The organism is Xenorhabdus taiwanensis (assembly GCF_036512875.1).
Classification (GTDB): domain Bacteria; phylum Pseudomonadota; class Gammaproteobacteria; order Enterobacterales; family Enterobacteriaceae; genus Xenorhabdus; species Xenorhabdus taiwanensis.
In genome coordinates this window covers 1,663,426-1,682,693 of record NZ_AP028978.1, presented here as the reverse complement: position 1 = coordinate 1,682,693, position 19,268 = coordinate 1,663,426, and the positions used below count along the sequence as shown (strand labels likewise).

The 19,268-nt window shown below is 40.4% G+C and carries 16 protein-coding genes and 1 tRNA gene; 5 read left to right on the top strand and 12 right to left on the bottom strand.

All coding sequences use genetic code 11. The features are described 5' to 3' along the window. Positions 1–4: 4 nt before the first annotated feature. The 4 genes from ACE1SE_RS07875 to ACE1SE_RS07860 form a co-directional block, all read right to left on the bottom strand. On the bottom strand, positions 5–2,548 hold the full coding sequence (locus ACE1SE_RS07875) for a DUF8727 domain-containing protein (RefSeq protein ID WP_374053348.1): 2,544 nt from the start codon (positions 2,546–2,548) through the stop codon (positions 5–7). Between the two features lie 959 nt (positions 2,549–3,507). Then, positions 3,508–5,949, bottom strand: coding sequence for a toprim domain-containing protein (locus tag ACE1SE_RS07870; protein WP_374053622.1), 2,442 nt, complete (start codon positions 5,947–5,949; stop codon positions 3,508–3,510). A 100-nt stretch (positions 5,950–6,049) separates the two neighbouring features. Beyond that, on the bottom strand, positions 6,050–7,264 hold the full coding sequence (locus ACE1SE_RS07865) for a tyrosine-type recombinase/integrase (RefSeq protein ID WP_374053347.1): 1,215 nt from the start codon (positions 7,262–7,264) through the stop codon (positions 6,050–6,052). A 194-nt stretch (positions 7,265–7,458) separates the two neighbouring features. Further along, positions 7,459–7,546 (bottom strand) — tRNA-Ser (locus ACE1SE_RS07860). A 181-nt stretch (positions 7,547–7,727) separates the two neighbouring features. Here ACE1SE_RS07860 and tusE point away from each other — a divergent pair. Then, positions 7,728–8,057, top strand: a complete 330-nt coding sequence (tusE, locus tag ACE1SE_RS07855; protein WP_374053346.1) for a sulfurtransferase TusE — start codon at positions 7,728–7,730, stop codon at positions 8,055–8,057. 16 nt (positions 8,058–8,073) lie between these two features. Here tusE and yccX read toward each other — a convergent pair whose 3' ends face one another. Continuing rightward, positions 8,074–8,352: an acylphosphatase gene (yccX, locus tag ACE1SE_RS07850; RefSeq protein WP_374053345.1), complete on the bottom strand. Its 279-nt coding sequence runs from the start codon at positions 8,350–8,352 to the stop codon at positions 8,074–8,076. A 232-nt stretch (positions 8,353–8,584) separates the two neighbouring features. On the opposite strand from yccX, the gene hspQ reads away from it, so the two are divergent. Beyond that, entirely contained in the window at positions 8,585–8,902 is a 318-nt protein-coding gene (gene hspQ, locus ACE1SE_RS07845; RefSeq protein ID WP_374053621.1) for a heat shock protein HspQ, read from the top strand. A gap of 68 nt (positions 8,903–8,970) precedes the next feature. On the opposite strand, the gene ACE1SE_RS07840 is transcribed toward hspQ, so the two are convergent. Continuing rightward, the gene (locus ACE1SE_RS07840) at positions 8,971–9,384 is read right to left on the bottom strand and encodes a CoA-binding protein (RefSeq protein ID WP_374053344.1); all 414 of its coding nucleotides are present in this window, start codon (positions 9,382–9,384) and stop codon (positions 8,971–8,973) included. A gap of 235 nt (positions 9,385–9,619) precedes the next feature. Further along, positions 9,620–9,679 (bottom strand): tail fiber assembly protein, encoded by a 60-nt coding sequence (locus ACE1SE_RS07835; protein WP_374053620.1) that lies wholly within the window; start codon positions 9,677–9,679, stop codon positions 9,620–9,622. A 579-nt stretch (positions 9,680–10,258) separates the two neighbouring features. On the opposite strand from ACE1SE_RS07835, the gene ACE1SE_RS07830 reads away from it, so the two are divergent. Continuing rightward, positions 10,259–10,956, top strand: a protein-coding gene (locus ACE1SE_RS07830) for an IS1 family transposase (protein WP_374053343.1) whose coding sequence is annotated in 2 segments (ribosomal slippage) — positions 10,259–10,508 and positions 10,508–10,956 — 699 coding nt in all. Because the reading frame shifts where the segments join, the coding sequence is not laid out codon by codon here. Between the two features lie 684 nt (positions 10,957–11,640). On the opposite strand, the gene ACE1SE_RS07825 is transcribed toward ACE1SE_RS07830, so the two are convergent. The 5 genes from ACE1SE_RS07825 to ACE1SE_RS07805 all read right to left on the bottom strand — a co-directional run bounded on the left by ACE1SE_RS07825 (position 11,641) and on the right by ACE1SE_RS07805 (position 16,444). Next, positions 11,641–11,910 (bottom strand): type VI secretion system PAAR protein, encoded by a 270-nt coding sequence (locus ACE1SE_RS07825; RefSeq protein ID WP_038198028.1) that lies wholly within the window; start codon positions 11,908–11,910, stop codon positions 11,641–11,643. Positions 11,911–11,982: 72 nt separating this feature from the next. Further along, a complete protein-coding gene (locus ACE1SE_RS07820; RefSeq protein ID WP_038198029.1) occupies positions 11,983–12,792 on the bottom strand; it encodes a DUF4123 domain-containing protein in 810 nt (269 codons plus the stop codon). After that, on the bottom strand, positions 12,789–14,801 hold the full coding sequence (locus ACE1SE_RS07815) for a type VI secretion system Vgr family protein (protein WP_374053342.1): 2,013 nt from the start codon (positions 14,799–14,801) through the stop codon (positions 12,789–12,791). The genes ACE1SE_RS07820 and ACE1SE_RS07815 overlap by 4 nt, the downstream gene beginning before the upstream one ends. A gap of 194 nt (positions 14,802–14,995) precedes the next feature. Beyond that, on the bottom strand, positions 14,996–15,829 hold the full coding sequence (locus ACE1SE_RS07810) for a hypothetical protein (protein ID WP_374053341.1): 834 nt from the start codon (positions 15,827–15,829) through the stop codon (positions 14,996–14,998). A gap of 15 nt (positions 15,830–15,844) precedes the next feature. Next, positions 15,845–16,444, bottom strand: coding sequence for a hypothetical protein (locus ACE1SE_RS07805; RefSeq protein WP_374053340.1), 600 nt, complete (start codon positions 16,442–16,444; stop codon positions 15,845–15,847). A 779-nt stretch (positions 16,445–17,223) separates the two neighbouring features. Here ACE1SE_RS07805 and ACE1SE_RS07800 point away from each other — a divergent pair. Both ACE1SE_RS07800 and tssI read left to right on the top strand, forming a co-directional pair. Further along, positions 17,224–17,921, top strand: a protein-coding gene (locus tag ACE1SE_RS07800) for an IS1 family transposase (RefSeq protein WP_374050839.1) whose coding sequence is annotated in 2 segments (ribosomal slippage) — positions 17,224–17,473 and positions 17,473–17,921 — 699 coding nt in all. Because the reading frame shifts where the segments join, the coding sequence is not laid out codon by codon here. Further along, positions 17,902–19,266 carry a type VI secretion system tip protein TssI/VgrG gene (tssI, locus tag ACE1SE_RS07795; RefSeq protein WP_374053339.1) on the top strand — a complete coding sequence of 455 codons (1,365 nt, stop codon included), beginning with the start codon at positions 17,902–17,904 and terminating at the stop codon, positions 19,264–19,266. Before ACE1SE_RS07800 ends, tssI begins: the two co-directional genes overlap by 20 nt. The last annotated feature ends 2 nt before the right edge of the window (positions 19,267–19,268 follow it).

Here is a 19,268-nt window from a genome sequence, read left to right as displayed (position 1 = left end):
CCACTTAGAAAAATGAATAAGAATCACCAAAAATATCACCATGATTTATTATATTATTTAAAGCAGTTTTAGAAATAGTAAAATCATACTCACTTAGCTTCTGTTCTAAATCAACTAATCTATCTTTAAAAGCACTTCCATATCCTTCAATTAATGGTAAAACATGCTGGCTAACCGCATAATCTAAAGGAGGTGTACGCATTTCTTCAATTTCATTTGCGATATGGCAATAACGTTTCATTGCATTAATTTTTCGCTGACTTACTCTTATTGAAGTAGTTCTTTTAAGTGGTACAGCAAGTGTTTCAATAATATTATTTAAAATATTTTGCTCCTCTTGTGTAAAAGAAGCATCTACAGATGAAATATTGAAGCATTCATCTAATTTTGAAAAATCCACAGCTCCATCATAATTGTTAAATTGTGATGGTATCCCACTAAAATTAAAATTATGATCCATCGTTATCACAGGTACCCTATCAATTAATCTAGGAGATAGCCTCTCTGTTGTAGAGTCATTATTTATAGTTGCAATAAACCGTATATTTTTACCTATATTAACATGGCGTTCATTGTTATTAGGAATACCTGTATCGATCATTCTATTTATCCCCTCAGGATCACACATACCCAAGAAATCTGACCAATAATGTTCTATACTGGATAAGTTAGCTTCATCTAAAAGAATAAGTTTTAAAAAATCATTATTTTTCTCATTTTTTAGAAAATCATATAATCCAGTTCTAGCTGGCTGGTAAGTGTCCTTGAGAGAATTATAAAAGCCTAAAATATCTCGTCCGGATACCCAAGCTCTTCCTACTGCAATATTTAAAAAATTAGTTCCATTAAATCTGAAGTCATCATCTGTTAATTTGAAGTGTTTTGCCAAACGTATAGCAGTAGATGTTTTACCTGTTCCAGGAGGGCCAGCTAAAATAGTCATAAGTGATTGTGATGTACATATCACCAAATTTGCCATTTCATCAAATGAGAATGTTCTTCCACCATCAGTATCAAAACATTGAATAAGATAATTAATATAATCACTTCTATTATCTTTCTCAAATGAAATATTCGATTTTTGAATGTCATTAATAATAATAGGGGCTATATCATTTTTTTTCTTATCGCCACGTAAAATTGTAGTTAGCGTGCTTATTTCTGCTAATTTATCTGGTAACTGAGGTGATTCCAACATTGCCTTTTGAGTTATAAAAGCATTTTCAATCACACGGTTTTCAGTTTCCATTTCTTGCTTACGACGCTTTAAATAATCTAACTCTTTATTTAAAGAATTAAACTCTTTTATACTTTCATGCGAAGATAAAAATGTATCAATAGTTTTCTTATGCTCATTGATACTCTTTTCTAATTTTAAATTTTCTTCAGTCAATTCCTTTTGCTTTTCAAGAAGAGCTTGGTGCGCATCTTCATCTGACTGTTTTTTAATTTCCTCAATTCTTTCTTTTGCTTTTTTCTTTTCAAACTCAACCCTCTGATTCACATGTGCTAGTTCTTCTTTTTTTGAAAAAACCAGCTTTTCTATCTCTTTAATTTCAGTATTAAGTTCATTTTTTTTATTAACAAAATTCTTTTCTAATTCTGCATTTTTTTCTTTTAATAATAGATCTCTATTTTTTTCAAAATAATTATTTAGATAAATACTACCTTCTCTATTATCTGTTAAATATTCGCTTATAATATCATGACCATAGTCACTTTTATCTAAAAAATCAGATAATAGATTTTTAAGGCGTTCGAGTCTCTCATTATTACTTAATGCCTTATTTTCTTTAACATATTCTTCAATGCCTTGTGAAAGCCTCTGAGCTTCACTTTTTCCTAAAAGATAACTTTTCCCTTTACCAAAATTATTTTTAGTAAAATATGAGATAAGTCTCACGTCAGATATATAATCAATCTGCTCAAAAGAAATTGCTGAAATATCCTTCAAGTTTCTTAAAAAGGACTTTTCAGAACCTTTTACTTTAATTGTAACCAATCGATTATATTTCTTCAGTTCTGAAAGCGGAATTTTAGCAATGTAATCAGTATTAAGCTGCAAGGGTGATGGCGTTGTTAAAGGTGAAAGCAACCAACTATCATCCTGCTTAGTTGCCTTAAATGGGCCATAAATATTTTCCTTATCTCCAATAAAAAAATAATTATTTGGTAAGTCAAATGGATAGTCTATAAACCCTGTTGCAATGTCTGGAAGATCAATATTCAAAATAGGGATAAACAAATGCCTCTCTAAACGCTCACTCTTATTCCCTAAAGTATAGTGTTTTTGTAATCTTGGATTTCTTTTCCAATCATCATCGTCACTTTCAAAATATTCATTAATGATGAATATTTCATCACTTTTAAAAGACTGATTAATACTCATAAAATTTTTAGAGACAAAAATAGCACCATTTGGAAACTCACTGGATTGTATATCCGCCAAACTTCCATCTAGATTATAATGTGATAATGGAATTACTAACCCCATATCTGGATTTGCTGAATGATTTTCATCTTTTATAACAAGTAACCGGTTATCCATTAATACCTCCGTTATGATTTAATAATATTTTGCAGAAATTCAGGGCGAGAGCTTAAAAGGATGAATTTTAAACAATCTGATTAAATGAAGAACCAGTCAACATATAAACAAAACCAAGCTGTTCATTTATTGCTTGAAATTGGATTACATTGCATACAAATTAAGTTTAAAAAATACTCACTCTCTTACTGTGCAAAAACTCTTGTAATAGTATTAAGTTACCCCAATTTTGTAAATGTATTTGCCCCCACCAAAACGGACACTCTTAACTTTACCTAAGCTGTAAAAGGATATAAAAAAATTAACTGATAATAAGGAGGCTCAAAAAGTCCCTCTTACTATCGATAGTGATCAACCCCCAGTAATCTTCGCTCAGTGTAACTCGCAGGGTATGAATGATTATAGCTGGCACAAAGTCCTATCTGGTTAGGTTTCATTTAGATCACCAATAGTGCAAGCTAGAGTCTTATTTGGTAATCACATTGGTACAACTAGCGCGTTTTTATCCAGAATCAGGCTAAAGGTAATTCCCAATAATTTCGATGTAGTAGTTCAACCCCATGCTGACGCGCTACACTTGTCTTCTCCTAGTTATCGGGCTAATGCATTAACCCGGTAACTAGGAGAGCTGAAAGATCACCTGCCAGAGAAAATATTTTTACCTACCCCATCCCTATTAAAGAATTATGGATAAAACTGTTCACCCTATTCACCTTTGAGTATTTTTATTTAAATTCATGTTGTTAAAGGGTGATGAGTTGAAATTAAACTCATCACCACTCTTCACCCAACCGTTCACCTCCAACCAGAGAAAAGGTGAACAGTGATGAATAGTTGTGAACAGTTTAAAAATAACTATTCACCCTATAATACTTTGATATATCTGATTTAAATTATAGTGTGAACAGTAGTGAACACTTTTTTATATTTCTTTGAAAAATGCCTGTCATCAGAAAAAATTATTCTTCTGGCTGGCTATTCCTTGTCAGTTTCGGCATCCATTCGATAGCGGTATCAAGATTCAGGCTCAGATTGCTGCGAATACCCTGTTTGCTTTTCTTGCGTAAATATTGCTGGCTGTACTCTGCCAGTGCGCCGGGCATATCCATGCCGAAACGAGTCACGGAAACAGGTTTATTCAGGTTATTGCCTTTCATATAAGCAAGATAGGCGTGATAGAGGTATTTACGAGGATTGAACAGCATAATTTCCGCATTGCCAATTAACAAACCGTCAGCTTCATCGGATGCAATCAGGTAGCCGCAAAAATCGACTAGTGGATCTGTGCCGCGTTTGATATCCAGTGCCTCCGCAGATTTCTGCTGTTCTGCCAGTAAACGCCTTGCTGATTGTGAATCAATAAACCGATGCAGCAAATGCCGGATAATCACGGGCAATTCAGCCGCAATTTTATCCCGCAGGAGTGGATCACGTTCATTTTCCGGTACGACTTCGGAAAAGTTAAAAATAACCCGACGCCGCGACACACCACCACTGCGATCACTGAAACTCATGGCATTATTATTTACTGCCAGCACTACCGCAGGAATGCGAGTTGAATAAGGTTGTTTATGCTTTGGATCAATAGCAACTTCATCGCCGCCAGTAATCGCCTTGATGCCTGAACCATCACCCACATAGCGAGTTTGGTCTGGCAGGATGATCAACGAATAGCCGACAATCAATGCCCTTTCCCGTGGGTTTTCCAGTGCTGCCATACTTGCGGAAACGGTATTGCCTTTACCTGCCAGCATGGAACAAATTTCGGCAAAGATGCTTTTGCCACTGCCTCCAGCTCCGGTGACTTCCAGAAAAAGTTGCCAGTCATAACGGTTCGCCAACACCATAAACAGCGCTGCCAGCACTCTGTTTGTTTTGTTTTTACAGTTGGCTGTTGCCTGATTGAGCCAGCGCCAGAACTTTGGTGCGTGATCTTGCAGAGTTTCCCTCGAAATAGGGGTATTGAATTCAACGTCATTGGCAAGAAGCAGCCAATCATTTTTGCTGTGAGGCCGAAACTGGCACGTTTTCAGGTTAAACACACCATTATTGAATCCGATTAAGTGGCGTTTTGGTGTCTGCATCATGGGAAGCTGTAATTTCAGTGCATCCACAGCAGAGCTGATACCATGTGGCGAGTACGGTAGTTTCTCTTCCATAAAAGCAGCCACCATTTCCCGCCTTAAATCACGGTCACTGACCGGACGCCAGATAATACTGTCATAGTGATGAACGGTTTCCGAAGCACCATCCAGTGCCAGACCACCGTTATAACGTGACAGCAATACTTCCCCGCGTTGGCTGGCTCCCATCTGGCATAATGTCAGTTTTGAAGGCTCGGCATCATTATTAAGTTGAATGGCTACTTTTTTCTTGGTTGATGTCGGTTGATAAAGCCCTTGAGTGAAGGCTTGTTTTGCCATATCCACACCATGTTGCTGGCGATAATCATCCCAGTCAGCTTTGTACTCAGTTGGTGGTAACGTTACCCACCCGTTAATCGCTTTAGCGGTTTTCTCTGCTGCTATTTTGCCAACATTCTTTTTCAGCCTGCCGTTTTTGTCTTGTTCTTCCGGTTCGTGCCTGTCGTTATCAGCGGCAATGATGATTCTGGAGTTTGGATATTGAGCTCTAACCTGCTCGGCAACAATTAATAGGTTACTTTCATCAATCGCTGCCAGTACCACGCCTTTATGTAATTGACTGACTGTTAAAGCTGTAGCGTAACCCTCGGTAATGATGATTGTGTCCGGCGTTCCGGTAATCTCAGATACAGGGACAAAACTGCCTTTTTTCTGAGTACCTGCAATAAGGTGTTTTTCTCCGTTCGGCTTGATGGTCTGCGCGCCCGTAATTGTGCCATTCAGTGTCTGAGTCACCAGCAATGAAGAACCGTCTTTTAACAACCGCTGATTGGAGCATTGCAGCCCCTTTTTCATCAGATATTGAGATTCACCCGTAACAGCAGTGGAAACCAGTACAGCGATGCGTTCAGCAATTGGCTTAGCGTTCTTAGTCGGCGTGTTGGCTGGTTTGGGTTCTGGCAAAGGCAATGCCAGCGCATCCGCAACAACTTTTGCAGCCTCAAATATCGAGATCCGGTTGGTTTTTGCTACTAAATCCAGTCCATCACCATAGTTCGGAGCGTCACACTGGCGGCAATGCCAATTGCCGTGATAGTGATCGTCAATAAAGTGGAAACGGTCAGTACCACCGCAGATAGGACAAGCGCCATGTTTATCCTTTGCCGGAATATCAATACCACAGGCAGACAGCAGATTTTCCCAGTGATGCATGGCGGATTTTTTCACGGTTTGGATAAATTCGAGCGGTTTTTGTTCGTCTGTTTTATCTGAAGATGTAAATTTAGGGTGAGTTTGGTTAGACTGTGTATCAGCCATCATCGTTACCTCATTTAACGGTTTGGTCAGACGCCTCAGATGTGTACCAGCACACTGAGGCGTTGCTTTTTATGTTACTTTTCTTAAAAAATCTCTATCTTTATGCCCTTTTGCCAAATTTCCCGATCAGCACATTTTCGCCTCGTTCCAGCATCTCCATATAATCCGCATACCATTGCAGCATTTCCCTGCGACCATCCAGATATTGAGCGTGGTTGTAAGTGCCTCGAATACTGTTTTTATCGACATGAGCAAGCTGTTTTTCAACCCATGCTGTGTTGAAGTCTTGATCATGCAGGATGGTACTCATAGTGTGTCGGAACCCGTGGCCTGTCGCCCGCCCTGAATATCCCATGCGGCGGATCATGGTATTGATTGCCATATCAGATATATGCTTTCTGTAATCTGTCCGGCTTGGGAAAACATACTGATAACTGCCGCTGATAGGCTGAATCTGCTTCAATAAATCGATAACTTGCTCTGATAATGGCACTACATGAGTACGGCGCATTTTCATTTTTGCGGCTGGAATTGTCCAAACAGCCTTATCTAAATCAATTTCTGACCATTCAGCCTTGCGAAGTTCTCCCGGACGAACACCCGTTAATATAAGCATTCGCAAAGCCGTTCTGACTATCTGGCTTCCCATATATTTATCAATGGAACGGAGAAATTCAGGTAATTCATCTACTGAAAGGTGAGCGTAGTGTTCGCGTTGATGAGGGAGAAAAGCACTCGCTAAATCGGGGGCTGGATTATATTCGGCTCTGCCCGTAATAATTGCATATGTCCAAACTTCACCACAGCGTTGGCGGACTTTCTTTAATTTATCGGTGACACCTCTCTTTTCCATAATAGAAAGGAGGTCTAATAATTCGAGGGGTTTTATTTCAGCAATCGGACGATGACCAATATAGGGGAAAACATCTTTTTCGAATGCGTCCATCATATCTTCACGATAACCAACAGACCACCGATCTTTTCTTCCCTCGTACCATTCACGCGCAATGCTTTCAAAGGTATTACTGATTTCTCCCTGAGCCGCCAGTTTCTTTTGTTTTTTATCTTGGTTGGGATCAATACCTTCGGCTATCAGTTTCTTGGCTTCATCACGCTTTCTTCTGGCTTCTGCCAGAGTGATAAGCGGAAAAGTACCAATAGCGAGTAACTTTTCTTTTCCTGCAATGCGGTATTTCAGTCGCCAATATTTAGAACCGGTTGTCTTTACCAGCAGATATAAACCGCCGCCATCCGATAGCTTAAAATCTTTATCTTGGGGTTTTACTGTTTCAACTTGCCGGGCTGTTAGTTTCATATTTCTAGCATCCTTGCCCCCTCACAGTAATGGGGGTATTTTTTTAGGGGGTACAGAAAGTTACCCCTATATATACCCCCTGACTGGGGTACATTGCAATAGATGCCAGTAGACGTTACTAGAGTGTTATTTGGGGATTTTCGTTGATTTTATTGGGAAAAGTAGACTTTAAGAGATGCTGCTAGAAGTGTAAGTGGCGGAGGAGGAGAGATTCGAACTCTCGGATGGTTTCCCATCGGCGGTTTTCAAGACCGCTGCCTTCAGCCGCTCGGCCACCCCTCCGCGATGTCGAGCACTATAAACATCACAGTTCCCAATGTAAAGTATTTATCTGTTCAACTGCCGTTAATTTATTCATAACACGGCCTATTGGTCTATTTATTCGGCATGTTAGGTAATCTTTCTTGGGGATAGTGGTGATTTTTGCTAAATTGCAGCCATCGTTATTGGATGGTAAAAAGTTATGTTGGTATTTGAAGATCGCGAGATCGAAACTGATGCACAAGGTTATCTAAAAAACTACCGTGATTGGCAAGAAGCCATGGCTCCTATCATTGCCGAGCAGGAAGCAATTGCTCTAACCGAACAGCATTGGGAAGTTATCCGTTTTGTGCGTGAGTTCTATGAAGAATTTAATACTTCACCCGCTATTCGTATGCTAGTCAAAGCGATCGCCCAAAAATATGGTGAGGAGAAAGGAAATAGCCGTTACCTTTATCGCCTGTTTCCCAAGGGGCCCGCAAAACAAGCAACAAAAATTGCAGGCCTTCCCAAGCCCGTCAAATGTATTTGATTTCTTCATCCGTCACTTAATGGCGGATGCTAAAATCACTCATCTCTTCTGCGTCACAAAATTGAGATTGAAAATGTTTTATTTTGGCACCCGGAGGCCCACCTTGCTCTAGCCAATGTATTAACATTTTGATTTGGGCATCATTGCCACAAGCGACAATCTTCACACTTCCATCATTCATATTACGAACATATCCCACCAGCTTATTTTTCTTTGCCCAACGGTAGGTGTTATAACGGAATCCAACTCCCTGTACCCTTCCGTAAACATAAATAGTCATGCTGCATTTAGTCATCGTTATATTCCTCCCAGATAAAATGGTAAGAACTTTGAAACGTTAAACCCACTTTTGTTATTGTATTTTATATACGCAACAGCTAATCTGAAATTATGGGATGGTGGTCACATGCCATCTTGATTTCAAAAATCATGCAAAATTCCGGCTACCGTTACCGGGTGTGAGCTTGAAATTTACCTTACCGCCCTTATATAAGAGTCATTGCAAGGTTTCTTTGGAGGTGGCTATGATGATCGCCAGCAAATTCGGTATCGGCCAGCAAGTACGACATAGATTGCTGGGTTACTTGGGTGTTATTGTAGATATTGATGCTGAATATTCTTTAGAACAGCCGCAGGAAAATGACATTGCATTTAATGCTACCTTACGTTCAGCGCCGTGGTATCACGTTGTGATGGAAGATGATGATGGTCAACCTATCCATACTTATTTGGCAGAAGCCCAATTGACTTACGAAACATCAGATGAACATCCAGAACAATCTTCTCTGGATGAGTTAGCCGAATCTATCCGCATTCAATTACAAGCACCACGATTACGAAATTAAATACTTTTGTTACCGTTATCCAAATCATAACAATAAGGTGGTGAATAATGAACCAATTGCCACCTGCTTCACTTTTCCAACCCCAACCGCGGGATTTCAATTTTGGGGCAACGATCCATCACAACGTCTAACCCTTTATTTTCTGCCAATAATTTTGCTTCTTCATTGATAACGCCTTGTTGTAACCAAAGGACTTTAGTGCCAATGGCGATTGCTTCCTCCGCAACGCCATAAACAGCTTCTGCGTTGCGAAATACATCAACCATATCGACGGGTTGTTTAATATCAGATAATTGCCCCACAACAGGTTGGTTCAATAAAGTCCGTCCTGCTAATTTAGGGCTGACAGGAATAACTTGATATCCCTGATTCAGTAAGTATTCCATAACCTTATAACTTGGACGATCTGTTTTCTCACTCGCTCCAACTAACGCGATAGTTTTTACTTTTCCCAATATATTCGCTATATGTTGATCACTCATTTTGTCCTCCCATCTCCTCCGCAGCATTTTTCATTTGGTTTATCTGCTACAGTGTTTATGATAAATAATTTATTCATATAAAGGTATCTCTATGGAATCAACTGTTCACACCTTATCTGATTCAACACCCACCCCCCCCTGCCTCACGTTCCACACCGAATCTGCCGGCATCTGGACACGGACGTCTAGGCGAGTGCCTTTGGGGTGTCAGAAAGGGGCACGCTGCCCCTGATTGTTATTCTGGCGCTTTAGGCCAGTCAATGTTTGGTGCTGTCGAACAGTCTACACGGTTCAATAACCGCCATCGGCTAAAACATTTTTCACGTAGCTGAGTGATTTTTTGTGCCGCGTAAAGGATATTAGGAATTTATTAGGAATGTGATTTGTGTCAAAGAAAAAAGCCACCGTAAAGGTGGCCTTTTCTAACCCTAACTCACTGTTTCACAGCAAGTTTTTATTTGGTCAGGGCGGGACTAGTGAGTTGATGCAATCTACTGAATATATTAAATTTATTTTCACATATTGTTTTTATGCCCCTATTAATGCTCCCAAAATTTCCCGTTTTCTATATTTCATATCTTATTGATTTTATTTGTTTTGTGTGTTTTATTTACGTTAAAGAAAAAACCATGAGGTTCAAAAATGGTCAAATTAAGATGCCGTTTTATGCTCAGGGATCTATATAATAATTTGTCATTTTTATGACTTTTATCACAAAACTAACATTACTCACTTATCACAACCCTTGGATTGAGAATACAAAAACTCAAGATACTGTTTGCGCTTCCGATACTCCAAATTCATCATATATTGGGTCATGCTCCCAATGATTAGATCTTGTGATAAACTCCCTGCTTTTTATTCTGGGTGAGATATGGCTAAAGTGGATGTGGTTTGTCGTTACTGTCATAAAACAGAAGAGGTTAAAGGGCATGGAAAAGGGCGTACTGGGCATCCCCGCTCTCACTGCTATGCTTGCCGTAAGACCTTCCAACTGAATTATACCTATCAAGCTTGCCAGCCCGGCATGAAAGAGCAAATTATTGATATGGCCATGAATAACGCCGGTGTCAGGGACACGGCTCGGGTTCTGAAAGTCGGCATTAACACCGTCATTCGCACATTAAAAAACTCACACCAAGACAAGTGACTACGCTGCCGCTTGCGGGCAGTGAGATTCATCTTGTCTGTGAAATAGACGAGCAGTGGTCATTTGTCGGTAATAAGAAAAATCAACGCTGGCTCTGGTATGCCTGGGAGCCGAATAAGAAACGGGTAGTGGCACATGTGTTTGGGGATCGCAGCAGGAAAACATTGAAAAAGCTGCTGGCACTCTTGTCTCCTTTTACTATCCGGTTTTACTGTACAGATGATTATGCCGTTTACGATTGCCTGCCTCAGGAAAAACACCTCACGGGAAAGAAATTTACCCAACGTATCGAGAGAACAAATCTTACGCTTCGTATCCGGATAAAGAGGCTGAATAGAAAAACAATAGGTTATTCCAAATCCGAAGAGATGCATGACAAAGTGGTAGGTACGTTCATTGAACGTGAAAACTATATTTCATAACAGATCTAATCATTGGGAGCATGACCAAAAAGCCAGCCTCGATATCGTCAAGTTCTCCTTTTGATGCTTTTTCAATCTAAAAATGCAGTGTCAGATTCACTGAGTGGTGAAGCAGGCGTGAGCCTGTCAGGGTTGTGGTGTGCTTTGGCTGCGGCGTCACTTTCAGCGGTAAACCGGCAAAAAGTGACGCCTTAAGTTCCACGAACGGTCAGCAAAAATGGTACGAGCGTTGAAATGCCAGCAAGCACAGCAAAACAAACGCCGCAAGGTTCAGTGTCAAACGGTAGCAATGAGTTAATCGTTTAGGTGTAGAAAGTAGTCTGCTGAATATTTCAGACAGGGATAGTCAGAAGCATGAATGGGATGCGTGAAAGACATCCGGTTGTTTATTGAAGATAAATGAAAATGTGATCTGGTACTGATATGAAAAGTCAGTGCATGAACCAACGTTCAACACACTTCGGAGACAATATAAAAACACCTTTTGGGTGTATTTTTAGTTTAAGAAACCTTCATCACCAGACAAGGGGTTTATGTCTGACAATATCTGCTTCCAAAGGTGGGCAGATGTACCGCAATCTTGCTCTCCCTTTCAGGCTACGGGAGTTTTTTTGCCATTACAGCTATGTGACCATCTGTGATGGTCAGGAAGTTCGTTCAGGCTAACTGATTTATTAAATATTCTCAACCAATATTTACGCTACCACCACCGATAACCACACCACCACAATCAACTGTATCACCCGTTCTGGCAGCTGGTTTTCCCTCAATAAAAACAGAATTTGAGCCACTTGCTATCGCCCGAGAGTGGGATGAATGTAATTGTAGCGCATCTCCTTGCCGGGCGAGATAAGCACCATCCACTTTGACGCTGTTAGCACCAGTAATGACTGGTGTTGCCGGACAATCGCCATGTTCTGTACCAATATCACCGATTTTGACCGCATTTCCCATACTATTTTCTCCATGATTGCAGGAAATGGAAACATATTTACTACAGTAATTATCTAAATGAGTAGCAACTAGTTAAATATTATCAATAAACTTATTAGCTCTATACCAGCCAGGCGTTCCATCATCAATAAGGTTCGATAAGATTGATTTATCAAAGTTATCAATATCAAAATTGTCTTCTCTGATCACTTTATTAAGAATTCCTTCTATAGATCCTGTATCAGTAATTTTTTCGGAAAGCAGGTAATCATAGAAAAAAGCTAAAAATGATAATGAGTTATTAATGCTGATACATTTTCTTAGTTCTGCCAGTTTAGATAACAAAATAGAATCAAGCTTTTGTAAATATTTCTCTTTTTGTTTTATTTCTATCAGCTCATACTGTTCTTCGTTAATTCTGAAAATCTTATATCTTCCCTTGGCATTATCAGGATATTTTTCTCTGATTTTCAGGAAATTATCTTCTTTATGTACATCTTGATAGTCTGTTGCAACTTTTTGGATCGGTCCTAAAAAGCAATGTATTTCCCAGTCACTTAACACACTAAGAAAATCCCAGATATTACGCGGATCGTAAAAACGGAAAAAGACAGGTTTATCCTGCTGAGGTAGCAATACTTGCAGGTATTTTCGTAAATGTTGTCGAACAGTTTTCATGTTTGCTTCGCTGTGAACGAAGATCCCCCACGGGGTTCTACGGCACTCCAGCCAAATTTTAACTTTTTCATCAACTTGAACCAGATAAGGCGCAATTTTAACTAATTCTGGCTGGAGAGGTTCACCATAGAGGCAGGTGGAGGGCGGATCATAATGTTCGAGCATCAAAAATAGGTCAGGCTCTGCTGCGCCGTCAATAATAGCATAAAGGGTGTCCTGACTCATTCCTGATTCTCCTTATCTTTCATTGGACAATGGGCGACGAACATTGAACCTTCACTTGCCGCTGCAAGTAAAATGGCGGGATTAGCGGGCGCCAGTAAATCACCGGGACTACCACCGGAATTCAGATTAATAGCCGGGCCTTTGATATCAATACCACTTGCATGAAGCACAACAAAACTCCCGCCAACACGTAGAGTAAGTTTGCTCCCACTTTGTAGTGTCAGATCCCCTTTCGCATCAATACTGACAATACCTTGAATCTTTTCTGCCAAATCGCCTTTAATTTGCAACGAGCGGTCACCGTCAATTTGCTCAAGGTAGTTTCCTGTAGTTTTATGATCTTGTTGACCTTCGACTGTGATTTTACGATTGTTGGCGATAACTAATTCATCGTCATGCCAGATGCTGGTTGTACGGTCATAGTTAATGCGTTCGTCGCGTGAATTGAGTACTTTAATAGCGAGATTTTTTTGCGCATGAATAAAGACCTCTTCACGATCTTTCTCATCCTCAAAACGCAGTTCGTTAAACCCTTGGCCTTTATGGGTTTTGGAGCGGATTGACATTTGCGTTTTTGCCATTGGCAGGCGGTTTGGTGGAATATTATTGGCATGATATGCCCGCCCGACAATAATTGGCTGGTCGGGATCGCCGTGAATAAAATCCACTAACACTTCATGACCAATGCGAGGAATGGCAATCACTCCCATTAGTTGACCCGCCCATGCCTGACTGACACGGACCCAACAGGAGCTCTGATCGTTAAATTGGCCATACCTATCCCAGTCAAATTGAACGCGAACGCGCCCGTGCTCATCACAAAAAATTTCTTCACCTTCTGGCCCAACGACTGTCGCAATATGCGGACCTTCCATTTTTGGTTTTGGATAGGGCGAAGGACGATAAGAGTTTTTGCGACTGGTGAAAGTAAACTGATTAGAAAGCCAAGTACCGCTGCCGCTAGATTGAGTCTCGTCAGCTTGTGGCTGTTGTCCCGAATGAGTTATCTGAATTAATTGCCATTGATCATTAAAAGTTTCATTGGGATGGTCTATCAGGTCAACTAATTGCCCCGGCCACATGGCAAAACAGTCACCATTACCGTTGCCAAGTTGAGTGTCCCTGCGTAAATATTCCAGACGATACTGGCTTGCCCGTTGCCCTAATTCGTCATCTTTATAGCGGCTGGGAAAATCGTAATAGTTGTAACTTTTCAGTATTCGTTGGTTGGCAAGGTTACGCCCTTCATACCAGAATTCTCGGTTCCAATGCGGATTTTTGAAAGTTCGGTCTTTGGCAGTGACATTGGCAACGCCAACCTGTTCTGACCAATTTAACTGCTGGATACAGGTCGTCGTGCCCGTCACATCAGTTTCTGGACGATAGGGCACACTAATAACCTGATTGAGAGACAGACAGGAATCGTGAAACATGATGTGCTGTTCATGTTGTTCCTGATCGAAAGTGAAGTAATAAAAAATGCCTTCATCAGCCAGTAAACGCTGAATAAAAGCCAAATCACTTTCATCATACTGAACGCAAAATTCCCGCGGTGGATGTTTGTAACCGAGCGCAAAGGAAATGTTTCGGACGCCATTTTCTTTGAGCAGGGTTTCGACGATATCAACAACGGATTGATTCTGAAATATACGGCTATTCACCCGTAATGAGGCACGCCATAAAGGGGGATGAATGGTGATACGGTAGTGGCTGGTGTGACGTCCGGTAGAAAGTTGCGAAAATTGTGTCACCATGCCAGTGAGTTGTCGTTCAACTTTTCCATTGCGATGCACGGCAAAAGCGGCATTTTTGTCGAGAACATCGGCAAAGTCAATCTCTGGGCTTTTACAGGTTAAAGCTGCTTCCAACCGAAAAGGGGTTGATAACGCTTCATGCAGGGTAAAATCGACAACGGCAAAGGTTTGTTCAGGTAATTGTTCTGTAATGAGTGTAAATACCAAACCTGAGCGATCAACTAGTTGGGTCATTTTATCCATTATTTCACTCATATATTATCTCCATAATCTTTTATATATCAATCCGTTAGTTAACGCTGAATGATGAAAATAACTTTTGAAAATCCCAGACAATAATTTTTTTATTATTCTAATAATTTTTATTATTGCGAATTTAAAAAATCACACGGTTATAATTTCCAGTGCATTTTATTTTTAATTTGGAATTATTTTATTTGCTATATATTTTAAGCTATTTCAGTATCTGAATCTTTGTTATCTGACTTGGTAAAAATTTCTTGCATTAGCGTTTTCTTAGGGATCTCATTGTAATTTTCTTTGTTTAATTCACTATTTGGAAATGGAGCTGATATTGATTGTATATCAAGAATGTTATTGTCAACTTTGACAGAACCATCAAAGTTACCCGATTTTTTAAGATCGCGGGTATAGAGTGAATCATTATTGTTTATTTTTGATTTTAACCCAGCACTGCGTAATGCTTTCCAAGTAAAATCAATGCAGCTATTGCTTGTACCAATATAATAAAGATTAAAGTCAGGATTATTTCTCTTAACACCTAATTCACCATAATTTTTTAATTTATTATAGTGCTCTTCTGTGATTTCTATTGTGCGACTATATCTTGGATTCTCATAATGTACAGTGTCATGTTTAGTTATTGCCCCAGGTCCTACAACACCTGATTTTATGGGAGCAAACCCATAAGAATCACTAATATTACCATCTGAAATTTCATACCACACATGTCCAGCTGCTGATGTAACTCTTTCACCTTTCTCAACGTGAGGAGTTCCATCATCATTATTAAGAGGTGTGCCTGGATGTGCTGCGTAAATAGTAACAGTAAATCTTTTGTCTAAAGATCTAATTAAGTTTTCTACAAACTCAGGTCTCGCTTGTGGTGGTGGACATACAGCACATGGTTTTCCCGCAGCATAATTTAAATCTTGGTTTGGATAAGCGGCCTCATTGATAACTATCTTTTTATTTTCTTTTGAGAGACTATTATCATTAGCAATATCAACTAATAATTTTTCTGTGGAATTTCCTGGTGTCATATCATAAATATCCTTTTATTTTATTGCGTACTGGCGAATATGAATAGAGTAACTTAAATCATCCATTTTTAATTCTGGCCAATTAGCCAACACTTCGATTTTTAATCGATATTGACCATACTCGTAAGAATATCCAAAATCTTTAATGTTAAATAATACACCACTTGGATTTCCATAAATTGAACCGAATTTAGTAATTTTTTTTGCATATACTAAACTTTCGGTCATATCATCATTGATTTTATATATTTCCATATCTAAAATAGGAGCATTTTTAATCTCAGGTATAGGGCCTTTCCCTTCAAAAATATTACTAATATAAAATCCTAAATTGGCACCATCCTTCTCATGAATTTTCAACATTATTTGAGGTGATGGAGTATTGGCAGGAAAAAGGTAGAGAAGCTTAGGCTTGGGTTGAGGAACCTTCCAAAACACCAATTCTACTTTTTCCCCTTTTTTATACAGTTCAATTGGAGTGTCAATTGCGTGGTAACCACCAAGTGTAGTTGGTTTAGGATTTAAAAAAAAGTAAGGATCTTCTGTGGGGGGACGCATCCATTGGATTAGCATTACAATACCTGCTCCCAAAAAAACAGCCAGAACCAATAACATAGTGCTTTTCACCATAATTTTTTGTTCCATCAGAAGTGAAGAAAATTTAGGGTTCCGTTTCACAGATAAGTTAAGGTGTATACAGAACGAGGTATAACAGAATTATTTATCTATTCAAGCTCGGATAACAACAAATCAAGGGAATTGTGATTAAGCTCTACATTTAAATAAAATTAGTTAATTAATGAATCTTATTTTCGTGTAATACAGAAGATTAAAACCAGACTGACGCGCTACGCTTGTCTTCTCCGAGCTACCGGGCTAATACATTACCCCGGTAACTCGGAGAGCTAAAAAACACCGGCCAGAAAAAATTCTTATTTAACCCACCCTATTAAAAAATTAGTTATAAAACTGTTCACCTGTTCATTTTTAAATATTTATATTTAAATTCATAATGTTAAGTGGTGATAACCTGAAATCAAACTCATCATGACTCTTCAACTAACCCATCACCCTAAATCAGAAAAAGGGTGAATAGGGTTGAATACTCATGAACAGTTTAAAAACAACTATTAACCCTACAATGCTCTGAAATATCTGATTTAAATTATAGAGTGAATAGTGGTGAACACTTTTTTATATTTCTTTGAAAAATGTCTGTATAAGAAAAAATTATTCTTCTGGCTGGTCATTCCTTGTCAGTTTTGGCATCCATTCATTAGCTGTGTCGACATTGAGGTTCATATTGCTGCGAATACCGTATTTGCTTTTCTTGGTCATGCTCCCAATGATTAGATCTTGTGATAAACTCCCTGCTTTTTATTATGGGGTGAGAGATGGCTAAAGTTGATGTGGTTTGTCGTTACTGTCATAAAACAGAAGAGGTTAAAGGGCATGGAAAAGGGCGTACTGGTCATCCCCGCTATCACTGCTATGCCTGCCGTAAAACCTTTCAACTGAATTATGCCTATCAAGCCTGTTATCCCGGCGTGAAAGAGCAAATTATTGATATGGCAGTGAATAACTCCGGTGTCAGGGACACGGCTCGGGTTCTGAAAGTCGGCATTAACACCGTCATTCGCACATTAAAAAACTCACACCAAGACAAGTGACTACGCTGCCGCTTGCGGGCAGTGAGATTCATCTTGTCTGTGAAATAGATGAGCAGTGGTCATTTGTCGGTAATAAGAAAAATCAACGCTGGCTCTGGTATGCCTGGGAGCCGAATAAGAAACGGGTAGTGGCACATGTGTTTGGGGATCGCAGCAGGAAAACATTGAAAAAGCTGCTGGCACTCTTGTCTCCTTTTACTATCCGGTTTTACTGTACAGATGATTATGCCGTTTACGATTGCCTGCCTCAGGAAAAACACCTCACGGGAAAGAAATTTACCCAACGTATCGAGAGAACAAATCTTACGCTTCGTATCCGGATAAAGAGGCTGAATAGAAAAACAATAGGTTATTCCAAATCCGAAGAGATGCATGACAAAGTGGTAGGTACGTTCATTGAACGTGAATACTATATTTCATAACAGATCTAATCATTGGGAGCATGACCAAGATTTCAACCCGGAAAACCCGCGCTATCACCTCTCCCATATGCACAGCAGCGAAGGTTTCCGCGATTTTGGTAGCCAGACCCCCTATACCGTGTTTGAAAGTTACGGGCGTTTTCAGAAAGATGCGGCCGCCATCCCATTTTTAAAATACCGGCAGGAAGCGCTGGATAACCAGAAACAGACCGGCAGCGGTAGCAGTAACTGCATCAAACTGATGCCAGGTAAAATCTTCGAGATAAAAAATCATCCCCATAAACTGCTTAATGTTCGCTGGCAGGTGGTCGGTATCAGCCATCACGGGCGTTGCCCGCAGGCATTGGGAAATGATGCCGGTGAAGGCACCACACTTTCCAACCAGTTCAGTTTTATTTCCGGTCTGGATGATTATCGTCCGCCTTTCCACTACAAGCCTCTGGCAGATGGCGATGAAACTGCCATCGTGGTCGGTCCGGAAGGAGAGGAAATTTTCGTCAACAAAGACGGTGCGATTAAAGTCCATTTTCACTGGAACCGCTATGACCAACCCGATGATAGCGCGTCGTGCTGGGTGCGGGTGGCACAGGGCTGGAATGGTAACGGCTTTGGTTTTATGGCGATACCGCGTATCGGGCAGGAAGTGATTATCTCTTACCTGAACGGCGATATCGACCGCCCGATTGTCACCGGCTGTGTTTACAACGGCCTGAACCGTCCGCCGCTGGATTTACCGGCGCAAAAAACCCGCACTACCTTTAAGACCAAGACCCACAAAGGCAAAGGCTTTAACGAACTGCGCTTTGAGGATGCGAAAGACAGCGAAGAAATCTATCTCCACGGTCAGAAAGACCTGACTGCACATATCAAAAACGATGCCTACTGGCATATCAAACATGACCAGAAGAGCCGCATCGATAACAACCGTTACCACGATATCCGCGCCGATGACCATCATCAGGTCGCCGGTTCGCGCAAAATCACCACCGAAGGGGATGTTTCCCACCGGATTGCCGGCAGCCAGCATATCCAGAGCGGGGATGCGACCGTCATTGACAGCGGGCAGGAAATCCACCTGAAAAGTGGCGGTAAAGTGGTGCTGGAAGCGGCAGCCGAAATCACGCTGAAAGTCGGCGGCAGTTTTCTGAAAGTCACACCGGGCGGCATTCTCTGCTCACCGATTAATGTCGGACAAGGTTCAGGCGGCAGCGGACGAGGGGTTTCACTGCAATTACCGGAAGGTGTGGAGCCATTGCCGGAGGTGGAATTTCCGGCTCACCCATACTGCCCGTTACTGGCTCAGCAAGATGCCAGCCCAGTGATTAAGCCCGCCAAAAAGGAATAATC

Bases quoted from the DNA above. Each gene is read 5' to 3' on its own strand.
- ACE1SE_RS07875 (WP_374053348.1), bottom strand. From the start codon at position 2,548: ATGGATAACCGGTTACTTGTTATAAAAGATGAAAATCATTCAGCAAAT.
- ACE1SE_RS07870 (WP_374053622.1), bottom strand. From the start codon at position 5,949: ATGGCTGATACACAGTCTAACCAAACTCACCCTAAATTTACATCTTCA.
- ACE1SE_RS07865 (WP_374053347.1), bottom strand. From the start codon at position 7,264: ATGAAACTAACAGCCCGGCAAGTTGAAACAGTAAAACCCCAAGATAAA.
- tusE (WP_374053346.1), top strand. From the start codon at position 7,728: ATGTTGGTATTTGAAGATCGCGAGATCGAAACTGATGCACAAGGTTAT.
- yccX (WP_374053345.1), bottom strand. From the start codon at position 8,352: ATGACTAAATGCAGCATGACTATTTATGTTTACGGAAGGGTACAGGGA.
- hspQ (WP_374053621.1), top strand. From the start codon at position 8,585: ATGATCGCCAGCAAATTCGGTATCGGCCAGCAAGTACGACATAGATTG.
- ACE1SE_RS07840 (WP_374053344.1), bottom strand. From the start codon at position 9,384: ATGAGTGATCAACATATAGCGAATATATTGGGAAAAGTAAAAACTATC.
- ACE1SE_RS07825 (WP_038198028.1), bottom strand. From the start codon at position 11,910: ATGGGAAATGCGGTCAAAATCGGTGATATTGGTACAGAACATGGCGAT.
- ACE1SE_RS07820 (WP_038198029.1), bottom strand. From the start codon at position 12,792: ATGAGTCAGGACACCCTTTATGCTATTATTGACGGCGCAGCAGAGCCT.
- ACE1SE_RS07815 (WP_374053342.1), bottom strand. From the start codon at position 14,801: ATGAGTGAAATAATGGATAAAATGACCCAACTAGTTGATCGCTCAGGT.
- ACE1SE_RS07810 (WP_374053341.1), bottom strand. From the start codon at position 15,829: ATGACACCAGGAAATTCCACAGAAAAATTATTAGTTGATATTGCTAAT.
- ACE1SE_RS07805 (WP_374053340.1), bottom strand. From the start codon at position 16,444: ATGTTATTGGTTCTGGCTGTTTTTTTGGGAGCAGGTATTGTAATGCTA.